Raw genomic sequence first — 14,208 nt, forward strand, 5'->3', positions numbered from 1 at the left:
GCCCGCAGTCCTCGACCCGGCTCCCCGACGATGGAAGGCCCTGTCTTGGCTTCACACCGCTCCCCCGGCGGCCAAGCTCCTTCCCCGGCATTGAAGGACGCACTGGAAGGTGCGGTCGTTCGTGTCCGGGGTGCGCACCGCATCGCCCCGCCCTCTTCGGCCCTTCGCGGCCGTGTCGTGGTTGCCGCTGTTGCGGCTGGTGCGTTCGCTGCCGCTGCTGCGGGTTCGACCCTCAAGACGGTCACCGATTCCGACGCCGCCTTCACCCCCCTGGCCAACAGCCAGGACGCCAGCGCTTCGCTGACCGCGGGAGGTGCGGGCTCCGGGGGCGCCCCGGAACTCCTGCCGACCGGCCACGCCGTCGACGCCTCCGCCGAAGCCGCGAAGCTCGCTGACAGCGCCTCTGTCACGCAGGCCCGTGAGCAGCGCGAAGCCGACGCCGCCAAGAAGGCCGCCGAAGAAGCCGCTCGGCCCAAGACCTGCCTGCCCGCGCACGGCACCTTCACCTCGGGCTTCGGTGCCCGGTGGGGCACGAGCCACCTCGGCATCGACATCGCCAACGCCATCGGCACCCCGATCTACGCCGCCTCCGACGGCACCGTGATCGAGGCCGGCCCCGCCAGCGGTTTCGGCCTCTGGGTGCGAGTGCAGCTCGACGACGGCACGATCCAGGTCTACGGCCACATGAACAGCTTCTCCGTCAAGGAGGGCCAGAAGGTCAAGTGCGGCCAGCAGATCGCCGAGATCGGCAACCGCGGCCAGAGCACCGGCCCGCACCTGCACTTCGAGGTGTGGCAGAACGGCACCAAGAAGATCGACCCCCGGCCCTGGCTGGCCGCGCGCGGCATCGTCATCTGATCCACCCCGAGTACGCCCCCGAGCCGGCACGCCCGGCAGCGGAAACCCGGCCGTAGAGCGGATCCCCGCTCCGGCCGGGACGCGGCGGGCAGTCACCACCCGGGCAGCCACCACCGGCGAAGAACGCCGAAGGCGCACGCTCCGCCGAGCCGCTCGCGAGCTGGTACCGGTCACAAGATCAGGGTTCACCGCTGAGGGCCGGACGCAAACACCCACATCGGGTGACCCTTCGCGCCCCGGCGAACACCACGGGACGCCACCGAGCCGCTCCGAGGCGACCACTTCTCCGCGGGAACTCGCCGCCGACAACGCCCTGCGCCGCAGCAGAACCCGCCGGACACCCAGAACCGCACAGAGGCCGTGAAGAGCCGCCCACAGGCCGCTCAGCGCCCGAAACCGGCTACCGCTGTCCGCCCGGTAACCGGCGGATGAAGTAAGCCACCGCAACCTGCCACACCGTGCACAGCTCCGCCGGCCGCCGGACCGGCAGCCAGCCCCAGTGCACCGCGCCCCCCGCGGAGCGGACACGCGCGGCGCTCCGGGCCCTGGTCGTCCAGCGGCGTCCCCGGCCGCAGGTGACACAACGCCCGTCCGCGCCGAGCTCGTGCTGCCTGAGCAGCGCTCGCCAGGCGGCGGCCAGCCGGCACGCCTCCGCTCCCGCGAGCGGAGGGGTTCCCGAAGCCCCCGACGGCTCCCGACCCCGATCCGGAACCATCGTCTCCAGGACTCCCCGCAGGTAATTTCGTACCCCTTCGGCGAGAAGCCCAAACAGCACCGCGTCCACACCACACTACCCCCTCCGTCGAACCTTTGTTCGATCGCAGGGTCAGTTGTACCGGGTGGGTCCGACGATTCCGGTGGCGATCGGTGGGATCGGCGCCGGATTCACTCGACCGGGTGGGCCTAGAGCTTCACCATCGGCACGCTGCCGATCAGCATCAGGCGGACCTTGCCCGCCGCGCCGAAGTCGATCGTGGCCGTGGCGCGCGGGCCGACGCCGTCGCAGGAGATCACCGTGCCGAGGCCGTACTTGTCGTGGCTGACGCGGTCGCCGACGTCCAGCTTCAGCGCCACCGTGTCCTTCCAGCCCTTGCCGAACGACGGCGTGCCCGACGACGACGGCGAAGACGACCGCCGGCCGCCCCAGGTGGTCGCCGCCCGCGGCGTGCCGCGCGAGCCGGAGCCGAACGAGCCGAAGCCGCTGCTGGACGGCTCCAGCCGCCGCCAGTCGACCAGGTCCGGCGGGAGCTCGTCGAGGAACCGCGAAGCCGGGTTCATCGACGGCTGGCCCCACGCCGAGCGCGTGATCGCGCGCGAAACGTACAGCCGCTTCCGGGCCCGCGTGATCGCGACGTACGCGAGCCGCCGCTCCTCCGCCAGTTCCGTCGGGTCGCCCAGCGCCCGCATGTGCGGGAAGACGCCGTCCTCCCAGCCGGTGCAGAACACCACCGGGTACTCCAGGCCCTTCGCGGTGTGGACGGTCATCAGCGTGACCACGCCCGCGCCGCCATCGCCTTCTTCGCCGCCGTCGGGCGAGGGCACCGAGTCGGCGTCCGCGACCAGCGACACGCGCTCGAGGAACGCCGGCAGCGAGCCCGGCGCCGGGACGCCGTCCTCCACGACCAGTTCGGCGTTCTCGTCCGCGACGACCTCGGCGGTGATCTCGGTGAACTCCCGCGCCACCGTGACGAGCTCGTCCAGGTTCTCCACGCGCGTGTGGTCCTGCGGGTCGTCCGACTCCTCGAGCTCGACGCGGTAGCCGGTCTTCTCCAGCACCGCTTCCAGCACGTCGTGGACCTCGGCGCCCTCCGAGATCAGCACGCCCAGCTCGTCGAGCAGGGCCACGAACCCGCCGATCGCCTTGACCGAGCGCGGGTTCAGCAGCGGCACCTTGCCTTCGACGGCGTCCCGCAGCGCCTGCGCGAAGGAGATCCGCTCGCGCTCGGCGTGCGTCGCCACGACGGCTTCGGCGCGGTCGCCGATGCCGCGCTTGGGCACGTTCAGCACGCGCCGCAGGCTGACCGTGTCCTCCGGGTTCGCCAGCACGCGCAGGTACGCGATCATGTCGCGGACTTCGCGCCGCTCGTAGAACCGCACGCCGCCGACGACCTTGTACGGCAGGCCGAGCCGGATGAAGATCTCTTCGAAGACGCGGGACTGGTTGTTGGTGCGGTAGAAGACGGCGACGTCGGAGTAGTCGGCTTCGCCCTTCTCCGCCAGCGCGTCGATCTCGCCCGCGACGAACGCGGCTTCGTCGTGGTCGTTGTCGGCGACGTAGCCGACGATCTTCTCGCCGTCGCCCGAATCCGTCCACAGCCGCTTGGCGCGGCGGTTCGGGTTCCGCTCGATGACGGCGTTGGCCGCGGACAGGATCGTCTGCGTGGAGCGGTAGTTCTGCTCCAGCAGGATGGTGTGCGCGTTCGGGAAGTCCCGCTCGAACTCCTCGATGTTGCGGATCGTCGCGCCGCGGAAGGCGTAGATCGACTGGTCCGCGTCACCGACCACGACCAGCTCGGCCGGCTCGACACCGGCTTCGTTCGGCGCCGTCCCGGCCAGCTCGCGGACCAGCGTGTACTGCGCGTGGTTCGTGTCCTGGTACTCGTCGACCAGCACGTGCCGGAACCGCCGCCGGTAGTACTCGGCCACGTCCGGGAACGCCTGCAGCAGCGAGACCGTGCGCATGATGAGGTCGTCGAAGTCGAAGGCGTTGGCCTGGTTGAGCCGCCGCTGGTACTCGCCGTAGACCTCGGCGACGCGGCGCTCGAGGTCGTTGCCCGCGTTCGCCGCCGCCGTCTCCGGGTCGGTGAGCTCGTTCTTCAGGTTCGAAATGTGCACGGCGAGGGTGCGGGCGGCGTACCGCTTCGGGTCGATGTCGAGGTCCCGGGCCACCAGGGTGATCAGCCGCTTGGTGTCGTCGGAGTCGTAGATGGAGAAGCTCGACGACATGTCCAGCGTTTTGGCTTCACGGCGCAGGATCCGCACGCACATCGAGTGGAACGTCGACACCCACATCGCGTTCGCCCGGCGCCCGACGAGCGCGGCGACGCGCTCGCGCATTTCCGCGGCGGCCTTGTTGGTGAACGTGATCGCCATGATTTCGCCGGGGTGCACGCGGCGCTGCCCGAGCAGGTACGCGATCCGGCGGGTCAGCACCCGCGTCTTGCCCGAGCCCGCGCCCGCCACCACCAGCAGCGGGCCACCGGCGTGGGTGACGGCTTCGCGCTGGGCGGGGTTGAGGTCGTCGAGCAGCTCGGCCTGCCCGCCGGCGGCGGGCTTGCGCACAGGGGTCGCGGCGGGGAGATCGAAGAGGGTGTCCATCGTGCGTCCACGCTACCCCGGGTGGGCGGGGATCCGGCAGAAGCGTGCCGACGCGGCCGGATCCGAGGTCTCCCGCAGCCAGTCGTGAGTGAGAAACAGGGTTAGAACACTGTTTCTCACTCACGAGGCCGGGGCGGGCGTGGCTACTGCGGCGGGCGTAGTGGCAGGTGTCGCCTGCCGTCCGACGCGCCACCGGCCCGGCGCGCGGAGCATCGGCGGACATGGAAGACACCCACCCCGCCCGCATCCGGGCCGCCGACGCCGATCGCGAACGCGTCGCCACCGCCGTCCAGCACGCCGGTTCCGAAGGCCGGCTCACCCTCGACGAGGTCGAAGAGCGCCTCACCCACGTCTACGCCGCGCGGTTCACCGACGAACTCACCGCGCTCACCGCCGACCTGCCGCGGCCGGCGCCGCCGCGGCCCGGCTTCCCGCTCACCCGAGACGCGCTGCGGCGGCACCCCGCGCTGCGGCTGCACCTCGCCGTCGCGGTGACCATCGCGGCCGTGATGATCGTCCGGTGGGTCGTGCTGGGCGCCGGGTTCTTCTGGCCGGGCTTCCCGATGTTCTGGCTCGCGGTGAGCCTCTTGGTTCATGCTCGGGTGCGCGCGTTCCGGGAGCGGCCCGGTGCCGCTGTGCCATACTGACCGGGTGCGGCACCACGCTGAGCGATTTTTTTACGGGACCCGGACTCCGGCTCCCGTGATCGCGTAGTGCCCGAACCGCCATCACGCCAGCCCCGGAGTCCGCGGACCCGGGGCTGTCGCCGTCCCTGGGACCGGGTCCGGGCTTCGAGAAAGAGGTCCCGATGAACGCACACGCCACGAACGCCGACGGCCAGCCCGCCGAGCACACCCCCGCGGGCGACGACATCGCGTCGCTGCGCGAGGAGATCGACTGGCTGGACAAGGAGATCCTGCGGCTGGTGAAACGCCGGGTCGAGGTGTCCAAGACGATCGGCGCCGCGCGGATGGCCGCCGGCGGCACGCGCATCGTCTACAACCGCGAGATGGACGTGCTGGCGCGCTACCGCGAACTCGGCCCGGACGGCAGGCAGCTGGCCATGGCGCTGCTGAACCTGGGGCGCGGGCGGCTCGGCCGGTAACGGTTGCCCGAATTCCGGGTCTTCCCCGAGGCACCCGCGGCCCCGGTGCAGGCAGACTGGGGACATGGACTGGCTCGTGAACCTCATCGCCGTCATCGTCGCGCTCGCGAGCGTGCTGGCCGCGCTGGGCCATGTGGGGTATCTGGCGTTGCTCAACAACGCGGCGGGTAAGCGCGCCGGGGGCGCTCCGGTCGCGCAGTACGTCCGCAGCCGGTGGGCCGTTGCCGGGGGTACGACCGCGGCTTCGCTGTTCGCCTGGTTGCTCACGGCCGGGGGACCGACGCTGGACATCTTCGCGATCATCGTCGCCGCGGGTAGCGGCGTCGTGGCGACGAAGGCGCTGCAGTCCACGCGGGAGCGTTACCGTTCGGGAGGCTGAACGGCCTGATCAGGGCCGATTTCCCTGCGTGAAACTTCGCAGCGTGACCATCGCCCGTTCGGTCGCGCCCGACCGAGTGAAACCTCTGCAACTTGCAGGTTTGGGGGCGACTTTCTCCGCCGGATGCTCCTAGGGTTGACGGCGTGAGGACCCTTGCGTCTGGGTCGGGCAACGCCCGTAGGACGCGCGGGGGCACTGGCCCCGCGCGCCCACTGTTGCGTGCGCGTGCATTTGCGCAGGATTCCGAACGAGATTCCGCGCGTGAGGGTGCTCCGATCGGGTCTTCCGGCCGCCGGATGGCGTCAGGAGTGCTCCGCCGGGTGGTCGAGCCCACATGAGCCAAGGAACGGAGTTCCCCGGACGCGCGACAGCGCCCGCGCACCCCGGACGGCACCGGCGCGGCGGCGCGGAGAGCTGGACGCCGCCGCTCCCGCAGCACCGCCCGGTGCGGCACCACGCGGCGGGCCGGGTGACCGAGCCGCCGGTGGGCGGGGTCCCGCCGCAGGCCGAACACCGCGGTGGTGCGGCCGCAGGCTCGTGCCCTCAGGACTATTCCGTGCCGTACACCGGCGACGCGGCGGTGGCCGATCCGGTGCTGACGGGGTCGCTCGCGCCGCAGTACGCGGCCCGGCCGGCGGCCGACCCGGTGCCGCAGACCATGCGGCACACCGGTGATCTGGCGGCCGATCCCGCGCTGTCCGGGTCGGCCGGCCCGATCACGCAGTCCCACTCCATCCGGCCCACCGACCGTGGCGCGGCTGATCCGGCGCTGTCCGGGTCGCTCCCGCTCAGCCGGCGCCACACCGACGGTCCCGCCGCCGCCGAACCGGTGCTGTCCGGCTGCCTCCCGCTGCCGTCCCTGCCGCAGCCGCGGGACGGGCGGCCCGCTCCGCTCTTCCCGGCCGTGCGCGGGAGCCTTCCCCTCGATGCCTTCGAGGACCTGGACGAAGACTTCGAAGACGACCCGGCCGAGGCGCCCGTCGAATCCCCCTCCGACCAGGCCGCCCGGCGGACCCGGGTCTCGCTCGCCTCCCCCGCGCCGCGCGGGGTGGACGTCGACGAAGACGACGCCCGCATCTACTCCGCTCCGCCGATCGACGGGCTCGGCGGCTTCACCATCGGGTCCGTGCCCGCCTCCGTCACGCCGCCCAAGACCTGGCGGAAGGCCGCCTGGTTCGCCACCGGCGCCTCCGGGGCCGTCGTCGTCGGGCTGCTGTGCGCCGGGTCCTTCCTCGTCGGGAAACCTCCCGTCGACCAGGCCGTGCAGGGCGCGTGGCCCGGCTACCAGGGCGCGCCGGCCGTTGCCGATCCCACCTCCGGGCACCGGGCGCCCACCGAGGGCGGTTCCGCCGCCGGGCCGGAAACCGCCGCCTCCTCCTCCGCGAGCGCTCCCGGGAAGACCAGCGGTGGCGGCGGGGCCGGGCCGGTCGACGGCGTCGCTCCCCCGCCCGCCGGGAGCACCGAGGCGCCGTCCACCGCGACGACCGGGCCCGCCACCGCCGACCGGACGCCGCGGAAGCCGCCCGTCACGCCCGCCCAGCGGGAGACCCCGGTCAAGCCGCCGTGGTGGTACTCCTTCCCGCCGGACGCCCAGACCATGGGGGACAACTCGGAAAAGTTCTTCAACACCGTCACCACCGACCCCGCCGCGGCGTCTTCGGTGACCACCGGCGAGCTGCACGACCAGGGCCCGCAGGCCCTCGCCCGCCGCTACGAGGGCATCGCGTACTTCGAAGTCAAGAAGGTCAGCATCGACCAGCAGCGCGGCGTCACCGTCAACACCGTCGAGGTCACCCACACCGACGGGACCAAGACGGTCGAGCAGCGCACCCTGACCTTCGGCGACGGCGACAAGATCACCGCTGACGGTCAGTAGCCACGCCTGCACGTGCCGTTCGCCCGTTCTGATGCACGTGCGGTGCGCCGAGCGGTTATGCCTGGTCCGGGTGGGTGACATAAGCTGCCGCTCGTCGTATCGCGACGGCATTCCGGCGACAGAGCCTGGTGGTCGCCGTCCGCACAGGGTTACCTGACGACTAGCGGATCCGGAGCCGGCCACGAACCGGCCAACCGGACCAACGGGCACCGGCCGAACGGCGGACGCCCGTCCCCGGAACCCCAGAGCGAGGACTTTCGTGCTTGATCGGCAGCGCACACGGCGTGAGTCACCGCACGCCGTCCGCGTCGAGGACATCATCCCGGCCGAGATCCTGGACGGCGTCGCCGACGCCGACCGCGACCACCTCGAGCAGGTCGTCCGCGACCCGCAGCGGTTCCTGCCGCGGCGGACCGAGCCGGCCCGCGAGCCGGAGCAGGCCGACGACGCCGGGGAACCGGAAAGCCGGCTCGCCCGCCGCGCGAAGCTGGCCGGGCTCGTCGGCGCGGGTGCGCTCGTCGCCGGTGCGGTGATCGCCGCGCCGATGCTGACCAGCTCGCACCGCGCCGTCTCCGCGGGCGGCCAGTCCACGCCCGCCGGGTTCACCGGCGCCGCCGAGCTCGGCGGCCTCGCCGTGCCGCAGCACCAGGCCGGTGGCGGCGCGCCGGAGCAGCGCGGGACGACAGCGCCCGGCACGCACGCCGACGACCAGCCCGCGGACGACCGGACGGCGAGCGGCACCCCGCGAGCCCAGGCGGCGCCCGCCCCGGCCACCTCGATCCCGGACACGGCGGCCGACGCGCGCAGCGCGAGCCGCAAGATCCAGGCCGTCAAGGACTTCTACGCCGCCATCGCGCGGAACTCGGCGGGCGCGCTGGCACTGCTGAGCCCTTCGCTGGCCGGCGGCTCGGCGGGTGAGCTGGTCCGCACGTGGAGCGCGATGGACGCCATCGACGTCCAGGAGGCCGACACGCAGATCAAGCCGGACGGCTCGATCCTCGCGGTCGCCACGCTGCACCGGCCGGACGGCGCACTGGTGCGGGTCACCCAGCTGTTCCGGGTCGCCGACACCGGTGGGCTGATCACCGAAGCCGAGCTCGTCTCGGCCCAGTACATGTAGCCCTCGGCGATCACCCCTTCACCCGTGGTTCAAGTGCCCGTACCGGATTCGTGTGCGCAGAGTGAGCGCCTAGCCTTGTCACGGGCCGGTCTCCGTGAAGCCGGCACGCAGCCCACGACATGTGCATACGCTCCAGCGAAGCGGCGTACACGTGGCCGCGTCACCAGGCACCGATCCTCACGCCCTGGTGAAGTCGGAGCCCAAAGGGAGGTCGCGTGAGCGACGAGGGTCGTCTGGTCGCCGATCGGTACCGCATCGTCGGCCGGATCGGCACGGGCGCGATGGGGGCCGTCTGGCAGGCGCACGACGAGGTCCTGGGCCGCACCGTGGCCATCAAGCAGCTCCTGCTCCAGCCCCACCTGGACGAGCACGACGCCGAGGACGCCCGGCAGCGGACGATGCGCGAGGGCCGGATCGCGGCCCGCCTGCACCACCCCAACGCGATCTCGGTGTTCGACGTCGTCACCGACGACAACGGGCAGCCGTGCCTGATCATGGAGTACCTCAACTCCACCAGCCTGGCCGCCGTGCTGCAGGAACGCCGCACGCTGCCGCCGACCGAGGTGGCGCGCATCGGCGCCCAGGTCGCCGCGGCGCTGCGCGAGGCGCACGCGGTCGGCATCGTGCACCGCGACATCAAGCCGGGCAACATCCTGCTCGGCGGTAACGGCGTCGTGAAGATCACCGACTTCGGCATCTCCCGGGCCAAGGACGACGTCACGGTCACCAAGACCGGGATGATCGCCGGCACGCCCGCCTACCTGGCCCCCGAGGTGGCCATCGGCGGCGAGCCCGGTCCGGAGTCCGACGTCTTCTCGCTCGGCTCCACGCTGTACGCGGCGTGCGAGGGCCAGCCGCCGTTCGGGCTGTCCGAGAACACGCTGAGCCTGCTGCACGCGGTCGCGGCCGGGCAGATCAACCCGCCGCGCCAGTCCGGGCCGCTGGCCAGCGTGCTGGCCGTGCTGCTGCACCCGGACGTCGAGCACCGGCCGACCGCCGAAGAGTGCGAGGAGCTGCTCGCGGCCGTCGCGCGCGGCGAGACCCCGCTCGGCGGCCCGGCGGACGAGACCATGCTGGCGCCGTCCGCCGGCGTCCTCGGCGCGGCCGCCGTCGCGGACCCGAACGCCACCCAGATGTTCGACGAGATCCCGGCCGGCCACTCGGGCACGCTGCTCGGCGGCGGCGGCGCAGCTCCGACGCAGGCCGTGCCGTACTACGACGAGGACGACTACCCGGAGGCCACCGGCTACCCGGAGGACGACTACGACGGGTACGGCCACTACCGCGAGGACGACCACCACGCCGCCGGAGGCGTGCCGCCCGGCCTGGCCGCGACCCGCGCCGTGCCGGTGCCGCCGCACGAGCAGGGCGGCTACGAGGACGACTACGACGATTACGACGACGAGCCCGCCCCGCCGCCCCCGGCGCGGTCGCGCCCGCAGATGAGCCCGGTCGACGAGGACGAGGGCAAGCCCGGCGCGTGGAAGCGCCCGGCGATCATCGGCGGGGTCGTGGTGGTGGGCCTGGTCGCGCTCGTCGTGTGGCTGCTGAGCCCGAACAACCCGGAGGCCCCGGCCACGCAGATCTCCAGCACCAAGCCGTCGCCCGCCGCGACGTCGGAGTCGGTGCCGTCCACGACGGACACGCCGTTCAGCACGGCGGACGTGCCGCCTCCGGCGACGGAGTCGAGCTCGTCGTCGAAGAAGGCGACGACCTCGCGGAGCTCCGAACCGCCGACGTCCACTACGCCGAAGACCACCCCGAAGACGACCCCGCCGGAAACCAGTAGTGAAGCTCCGCCGACGACCACGCCGGTGACGCCAACCACTCCTTCGACGCCGTGACCCGAGGTCAGTTTTGAGTTCTGAAGGAACCATCGTCGGCGGCCGGTTCCGGCTGGACCAGCCGATCGGCCGCGGCCGCGCCGGCATCGTCTGGCTGGCGTTCGACACGCGGCTGTTCCGGACCGTCGCGATGAAGCGGATGTACCTGCCGGTCGGCGCGGGCGACCGCGCCGAGCAGGCGCGCGCGGCCGCCATGCAGGAGGGCAAGGACGCGGCGCGCATCGAGCACCCGTGCGCGATCAAGGTGTTCGACGTGCTGCCCGACGGCCAGGACGTCTGGCTGGTGATGGAGTACATCCCGTCGCGCAGCATGGCGACGTTCCTCGCCGAGCACGGCAGGCTGACCCCCGACCAGGCGGCGCAGCTCGGCATCCAGCTCGGCAACGCGCTGGCGGCCATCCACGCGGCCGGGTTCGTGCACCGCACCCTGGAACCGGGCACGGTGCTCCTGGCCGACGACGGCGGCGTGAAGCTCACCGACATCGGCATCAGCGGTGGCGGGCCGCACGCGGCGTACGTCGCGCCCGAGGTCGCGCGGGGGCTGCCGCCCACACCGGCCGCCGACGTCTTCTCCCTCGGCGCGACGCTCTACACGTCGGTGGAGGGCGTGCCACCGTTCGGGGACGACGGCCAGTCGTCCGAGCGCCCGCCGCAGAACTCCGGCGTCCTCACCGAGGCGCTGCGCAAGATGCTGCGCCCGGACCCGACGACCCGGCCGACGATGGCGGACACCGTCAACTCGATGAAGGCCATCACCGAAGGCCGCGAAACGGCGTTCATCCCGCCGACCGCGCCCGGGATGCCGCCACCGCCGCCCCCGCCCTTCAACCCGGGGCTGGCGCCCGCGGGGCCGCCGATGCCGCCGTCGGGACCGCAGTTCCAGCAGCAGCTCCCGGTCTCCGCGCCCGGCTTCTCCGCGGCGGAGCAGACGCAGCGGATGCAGCCGGTTCCGCCGCCGACGCAGTACGCGCCGCCGCTCGCGCCGGGCGCCCAGCCCGCGGTTCAGGGCCAGGACCAGGCGTGGAACCTGCCGGTGTCGAAGAAGGCGCTGATCACCGTGGCCGCGATCCTCGCGGCCGTGCTGGTCGGCATCCTGGTGTCGGAGCTGTTCTTCGTCTAAGCCACTTTGGCGGTCGCCGCGCGCATGGCTTCCAGCAGCGTGCGGACCGCCGGGTGACCCCACGCCCGCGACGCCACCGCGGCGTGGATCGCGCGCACCGGCTCCGGGTGCCGGATCCGGCGGACCACCACCCCGGGGTGCTGGGCGCCGAGCCCCAGCTCGGGGATCAGGCCGACGCCGATGCCGGCCGCGACGAAACCCTGGGCCGTCTGGTAGTCCTCGGACTCGACCACGATGTTCGGGGCGAAGCCGGCGGACGCGCAGGCGCCCTGCAGGATGTCGCGGCAGACGCCGGGCAGGCCGTCGACGCCGACCCAGGGCTCCTCGGCGAACTCCGTCAGGTCCAGCACGCGCTTGCGGGCCAGCGGGTGGGCCTTCGGCAGCACCGCCCGGTACGGGTCGTCGAGCAGGTGCACCAGCTCGACCCCCTTGCCCGGCGGGGTCTTGCGCGGGAAGACCGTGATGGCGACGTCCGCGTCGCCCGATTCGACGTCCAGGATCGGGTCGTCGAGCTCGACCAGCTTGAGGTCCAGGTGCACGCCGGGGTGCTCACGCCGGACGGCGGCGATGGCGGGCGGGACGAGCGACGCGCCCGCCGTCGCGAAGTAGCGGATCGCGACGCGGCCGGTGCGGCCCTCCTTGAGCTCGGTCAACGCCGCTTCGGCCTTGGCGAGCTCGGCGCTGAGCGTCTCGGCGTGTTCGGACAGCAGCGCGCCCGCTGGTGTCGGCCGGACGCCGCGGCCGACGCGTTCGAGCAGCTCGGTGCCGGCTTCGCGCTCCAGCGCGGACAGCTGCTGGCTGATCGCGGACGGCGTGTACCCGAGGTTGCGGGCCGCGGCGGTGATCGACCCGCTGGTGATCACGGCGCGGAGGACCTGCATGCGGCGGACGTCGAGCATGCCGCTGATCGTACAGCTCAGCTTAAGTGTCCCTGCAGTTATTTTCGCTTGTCCTTACGTCTGCCGCGGGTGAAGCTGGCGCTGGTATCGAAGGAGGACTGGGGTGGGCGAAACGAAGACCCTGCTCAGGATCGCCGCGCTGGCGCTCATGTGGGGCTCGAGTTTCTTCTGGATCAAGCTGGGGCTGGGGATGTTCTCGCCGGTCCAGCTCGTGCTGGCGCGGCTGGTGCTCGGCGCGGCCATGCTGCTGGTGCTGTGCCGGCTGCATCGGGCGCGGCTGCCGCGCGGCCGCCGGATGTGGGGCCACCTGGCCGTCGCGGCGTTCTTCCACAACGCGCTGCCGTTCCTGCTGTTCGCGATCGGCGAGACGACGGTCGATTCGGGGATCACCGGCGTGCTGAACTCGACGACGCCGTTGTGGGTGCTGCTCGCCGCGCCGCTGATGGGGACGTCGTCGCGGATGACCGGGGCGCGGCTGGCCGGGCTGGTCGTCGGCCTCGGCGGTATCCTGCTGATCTTCGCGCCGTGGCAGGCATCGGGCCTGCTGAGCTGGGGCGCGCTGGCGTGCCTCGCGGCCGCGGCCAGCTACGGCTTCGCGTTCGTCTACGAAGGCAAGTACCTGTCGGACCCCTCGCTGTCGCCGTACGCGACTTCGGCGGGCCAGATGCTGCTGGCCAGCGGGATGCTGGTGCTGGCCCTGCCGGCGGGCGGGTTCACGCCGGTCCACGTGTCCGCGGGGCCGCTGCTCTCGGTCCTGGTCCTCGGCATCGGGTCGACGGGCATCGCGTTCGCGCTGAACTACCAGCTGCTGGCGAGCGAAGGCGCGGTGGCGGCGTCCGTGGTCGGCTACCTGCTGCCGGTGGTGTCCGTGCTGCTCGGCGCGGTGTTCCTGGGCGAGCAGCTGCACCTGCGGGTGATCGCGGGCATGGTGGTCGTACTCGGCGGCGTGGCGCTGACGCGGATCCCGAAGCGCGTGCCGGCCGTGGAGCCGGCGCTGGAACGGGTTTAGACGAGGCGGCGGTCGGAGGCCCAGCGGGAGAGCTCGTAGCGGTTCGACAGCTGGGTCTTCCGCAGCACGCTCGACACGTGCGTCTCGACCGTCTTCACCGAGATGAACAGCTCGGACGCGATCTCCTTGTAGGCGTACCCGCGGGCCAGCAGCCGCAGGACGTCGCGCTCGCGTGGGGTCAGCAGGTCCAGCTCGGGGTCGTTGATCGGCGCCGAACCCGGGCGGTCGGCGAACGCGTCCAGCACGAACCCGGCCAGCCGCGGGGAGAACACCGCGTCGCCGTCCGCGACGCGGACCACCGCGCGGACCAGCTCCTTCGACGAGATCGTCTTCGTGACGTACCCGCGCGCGCCGGCGCGGATGACCGCGATCACGTCCTCGGCCGCATCGGAAACCGAGAGGGCCAGGAACACGACGTCCGGCAGCTCGGGGCGGACGCGGCGCAGCACCTCGGCGCCGCCGCCGTCGGGCATGTGCACGTCGAGCAGTACCACCTGCGGCTTCGTCCGGGCGATCCCGGCGACCGCCTCGGCGACCGAGCCGGCCTCGCCGACGACGCGGACCTCGTCGGTGATCGAGTCGAGCTCGGTGCGCACGCCCGCGCGGAACAGCGCGTGGTCGTCGACGAGGAACACCTTGACCGGTTCGCGCTGGCTGTCCGTCACGTCGTCGAGCATAGC

12 protein-coding genes are annotated in these 14,208 nt (G+C 72.5%); 9 read left to right on the forward strand and 3 right to left on the reverse strand.

Going from position 1 to position 14,208, the window contains the following annotated elements; all coding sequences use genetic code 11:
• Window positions 1–177 precede the first annotated feature (177 nt).
• The gene (locus tag OO60_RS13335) at window positions 178–858 is read left to right on the forward strand and encodes a M23 family metallopeptidase (protein WP_003054990.1); all 681 of its coding nucleotides are present in this window, start codon (window positions 178–180) and stop codon (window positions 856–858) included.
• A gap of 903 nt (window positions 859–1,761) precedes the next feature.
• Here OO60_RS13335 and pcrA read toward each other — a convergent pair.
• Window positions 1,762–4,176: a DNA helicase PcrA gene (pcrA, locus tag OO60_RS13340; RefSeq protein WP_033261431.1), complete on the reverse strand. Its 2,415-nt coding sequence runs from the start codon at window positions 4,174–4,176 to the stop codon at window positions 1,762–1,764.
• 221 nt (window positions 4,177–4,397) lie between these two features.
• On the opposite strand from pcrA, the gene OO60_RS13345 reads away from it, so the two are divergent.
• From OO60_RS13345 to OO60_RS13375, 7 genes are all read left to right on the forward strand, one after another.
• The gene (locus OO60_RS13345; protein ID WP_003054987.1) at window positions 4,398–4,823 is read left to right on the forward strand and encodes a DUF1707 SHOCT-like domain-containing protein; all 426 of its coding nucleotides are present in this window, start codon (window positions 4,398–4,400) and stop codon (window positions 4,821–4,823) included.
• A gap of 161 nt (window positions 4,824–4,984) precedes the next feature.
• Entirely contained in the window at window positions 4,985–5,281 is a 297-nt protein-coding gene (locus tag OO60_RS13350) for a chorismate mutase (protein ID WP_013222709.1), read from the forward strand.
• Between the two features lie 64 nt (window positions 5,282–5,345).
• A complete protein-coding gene (locus tag OO60_RS13355) occupies window positions 5,346–5,660 on the forward strand; it encodes a hypothetical protein (protein ID WP_033261432.1) in 315 nt (104 codons plus the stop codon).
• A gap of 334 nt (window positions 5,661–5,994) precedes the next feature.
• Window positions 5,995–7,536: a hypothetical protein gene (locus OO60_RS13360; protein WP_244885521.1), complete on the forward strand. Its 1,542-nt coding sequence runs from the start codon at window positions 5,995–5,997 to the stop codon at window positions 7,534–7,536.
• 259 nt (window positions 7,537–7,795) lie between these two features.
• Entirely contained in the window at window positions 7,796–8,656 is an 861-nt protein-coding gene (locus OO60_RS13365; protein WP_003073485.1) for a hypothetical protein, read from the forward strand.
• Window positions 8,657–8,871: 215 nt separating this feature from the next.
• The gene (locus OO60_RS13370; protein ID WP_003073488.1) at window positions 8,872–10,500 is read left to right on the forward strand and encodes a serine/threonine-protein kinase; all 1,629 of its coding nucleotides are present in this window, start codon (window positions 8,872–8,874) and stop codon (window positions 10,498–10,500) included.
• A gap of 13 nt (window positions 10,501–10,513) precedes the next feature.
• Window positions 10,514–11,620 (forward strand): serine/threonine-protein kinase, encoded by a 1,107-nt coding sequence (locus OO60_RS13375; protein ID WP_003073491.1) that lies wholly within the window; start codon window positions 10,514–10,516, stop codon window positions 11,618–11,620.
• On the opposite strand, the gene OO60_RS13380 is transcribed toward OO60_RS13375, so the two are convergent.
• Window positions 11,617–12,519, reverse strand: a complete 903-nt coding sequence (locus OO60_RS13380; RefSeq protein WP_003073494.1) for a LysR family transcriptional regulator — start codon at window positions 12,517–12,519, stop codon at window positions 11,617–11,619. The genes OO60_RS13375 and OO60_RS13380 overlap by 4 nt on opposite strands.
• A gap of 103 nt (window positions 12,520–12,622) precedes the next feature.
• On the opposite strand from OO60_RS13380, the gene OO60_RS13385 reads away from it, so the two are divergent.
• Window positions 12,623–13,528 carry a DMT family transporter gene (locus OO60_RS13385; protein WP_003073497.1) on the forward strand — a complete coding sequence of 302 codons (906 nt, stop codon included), beginning with the start codon at window positions 12,623–12,625 and terminating at the stop codon, window positions 13,526–13,528.
• Here the strand turns inward: OO60_RS13385 and OO60_RS13390 are convergent.
• Window positions 13,525–14,193 carry a response regulator gene (locus tag OO60_RS13390; protein WP_476726792.1) on the reverse strand — a complete coding sequence of 223 codons (669 nt, stop codon included), beginning with the start codon at window positions 14,191–14,193 and terminating at the stop codon, window positions 13,525–13,527. The genes OO60_RS13385 and OO60_RS13390 overlap by 4 nt on opposite strands.
• Window positions 14,194–14,208 lie beyond the last annotated feature (15 nt).

The organism is Amycolatopsis vancoresmycina, assembly GCF_000716785.1.
Classification (GTDB): Bacteria; Actinomycetota; Actinomycetes; order Mycobacteriales; family Pseudonocardiaceae; genus Amycolatopsis; species Amycolatopsis vancoresmycina.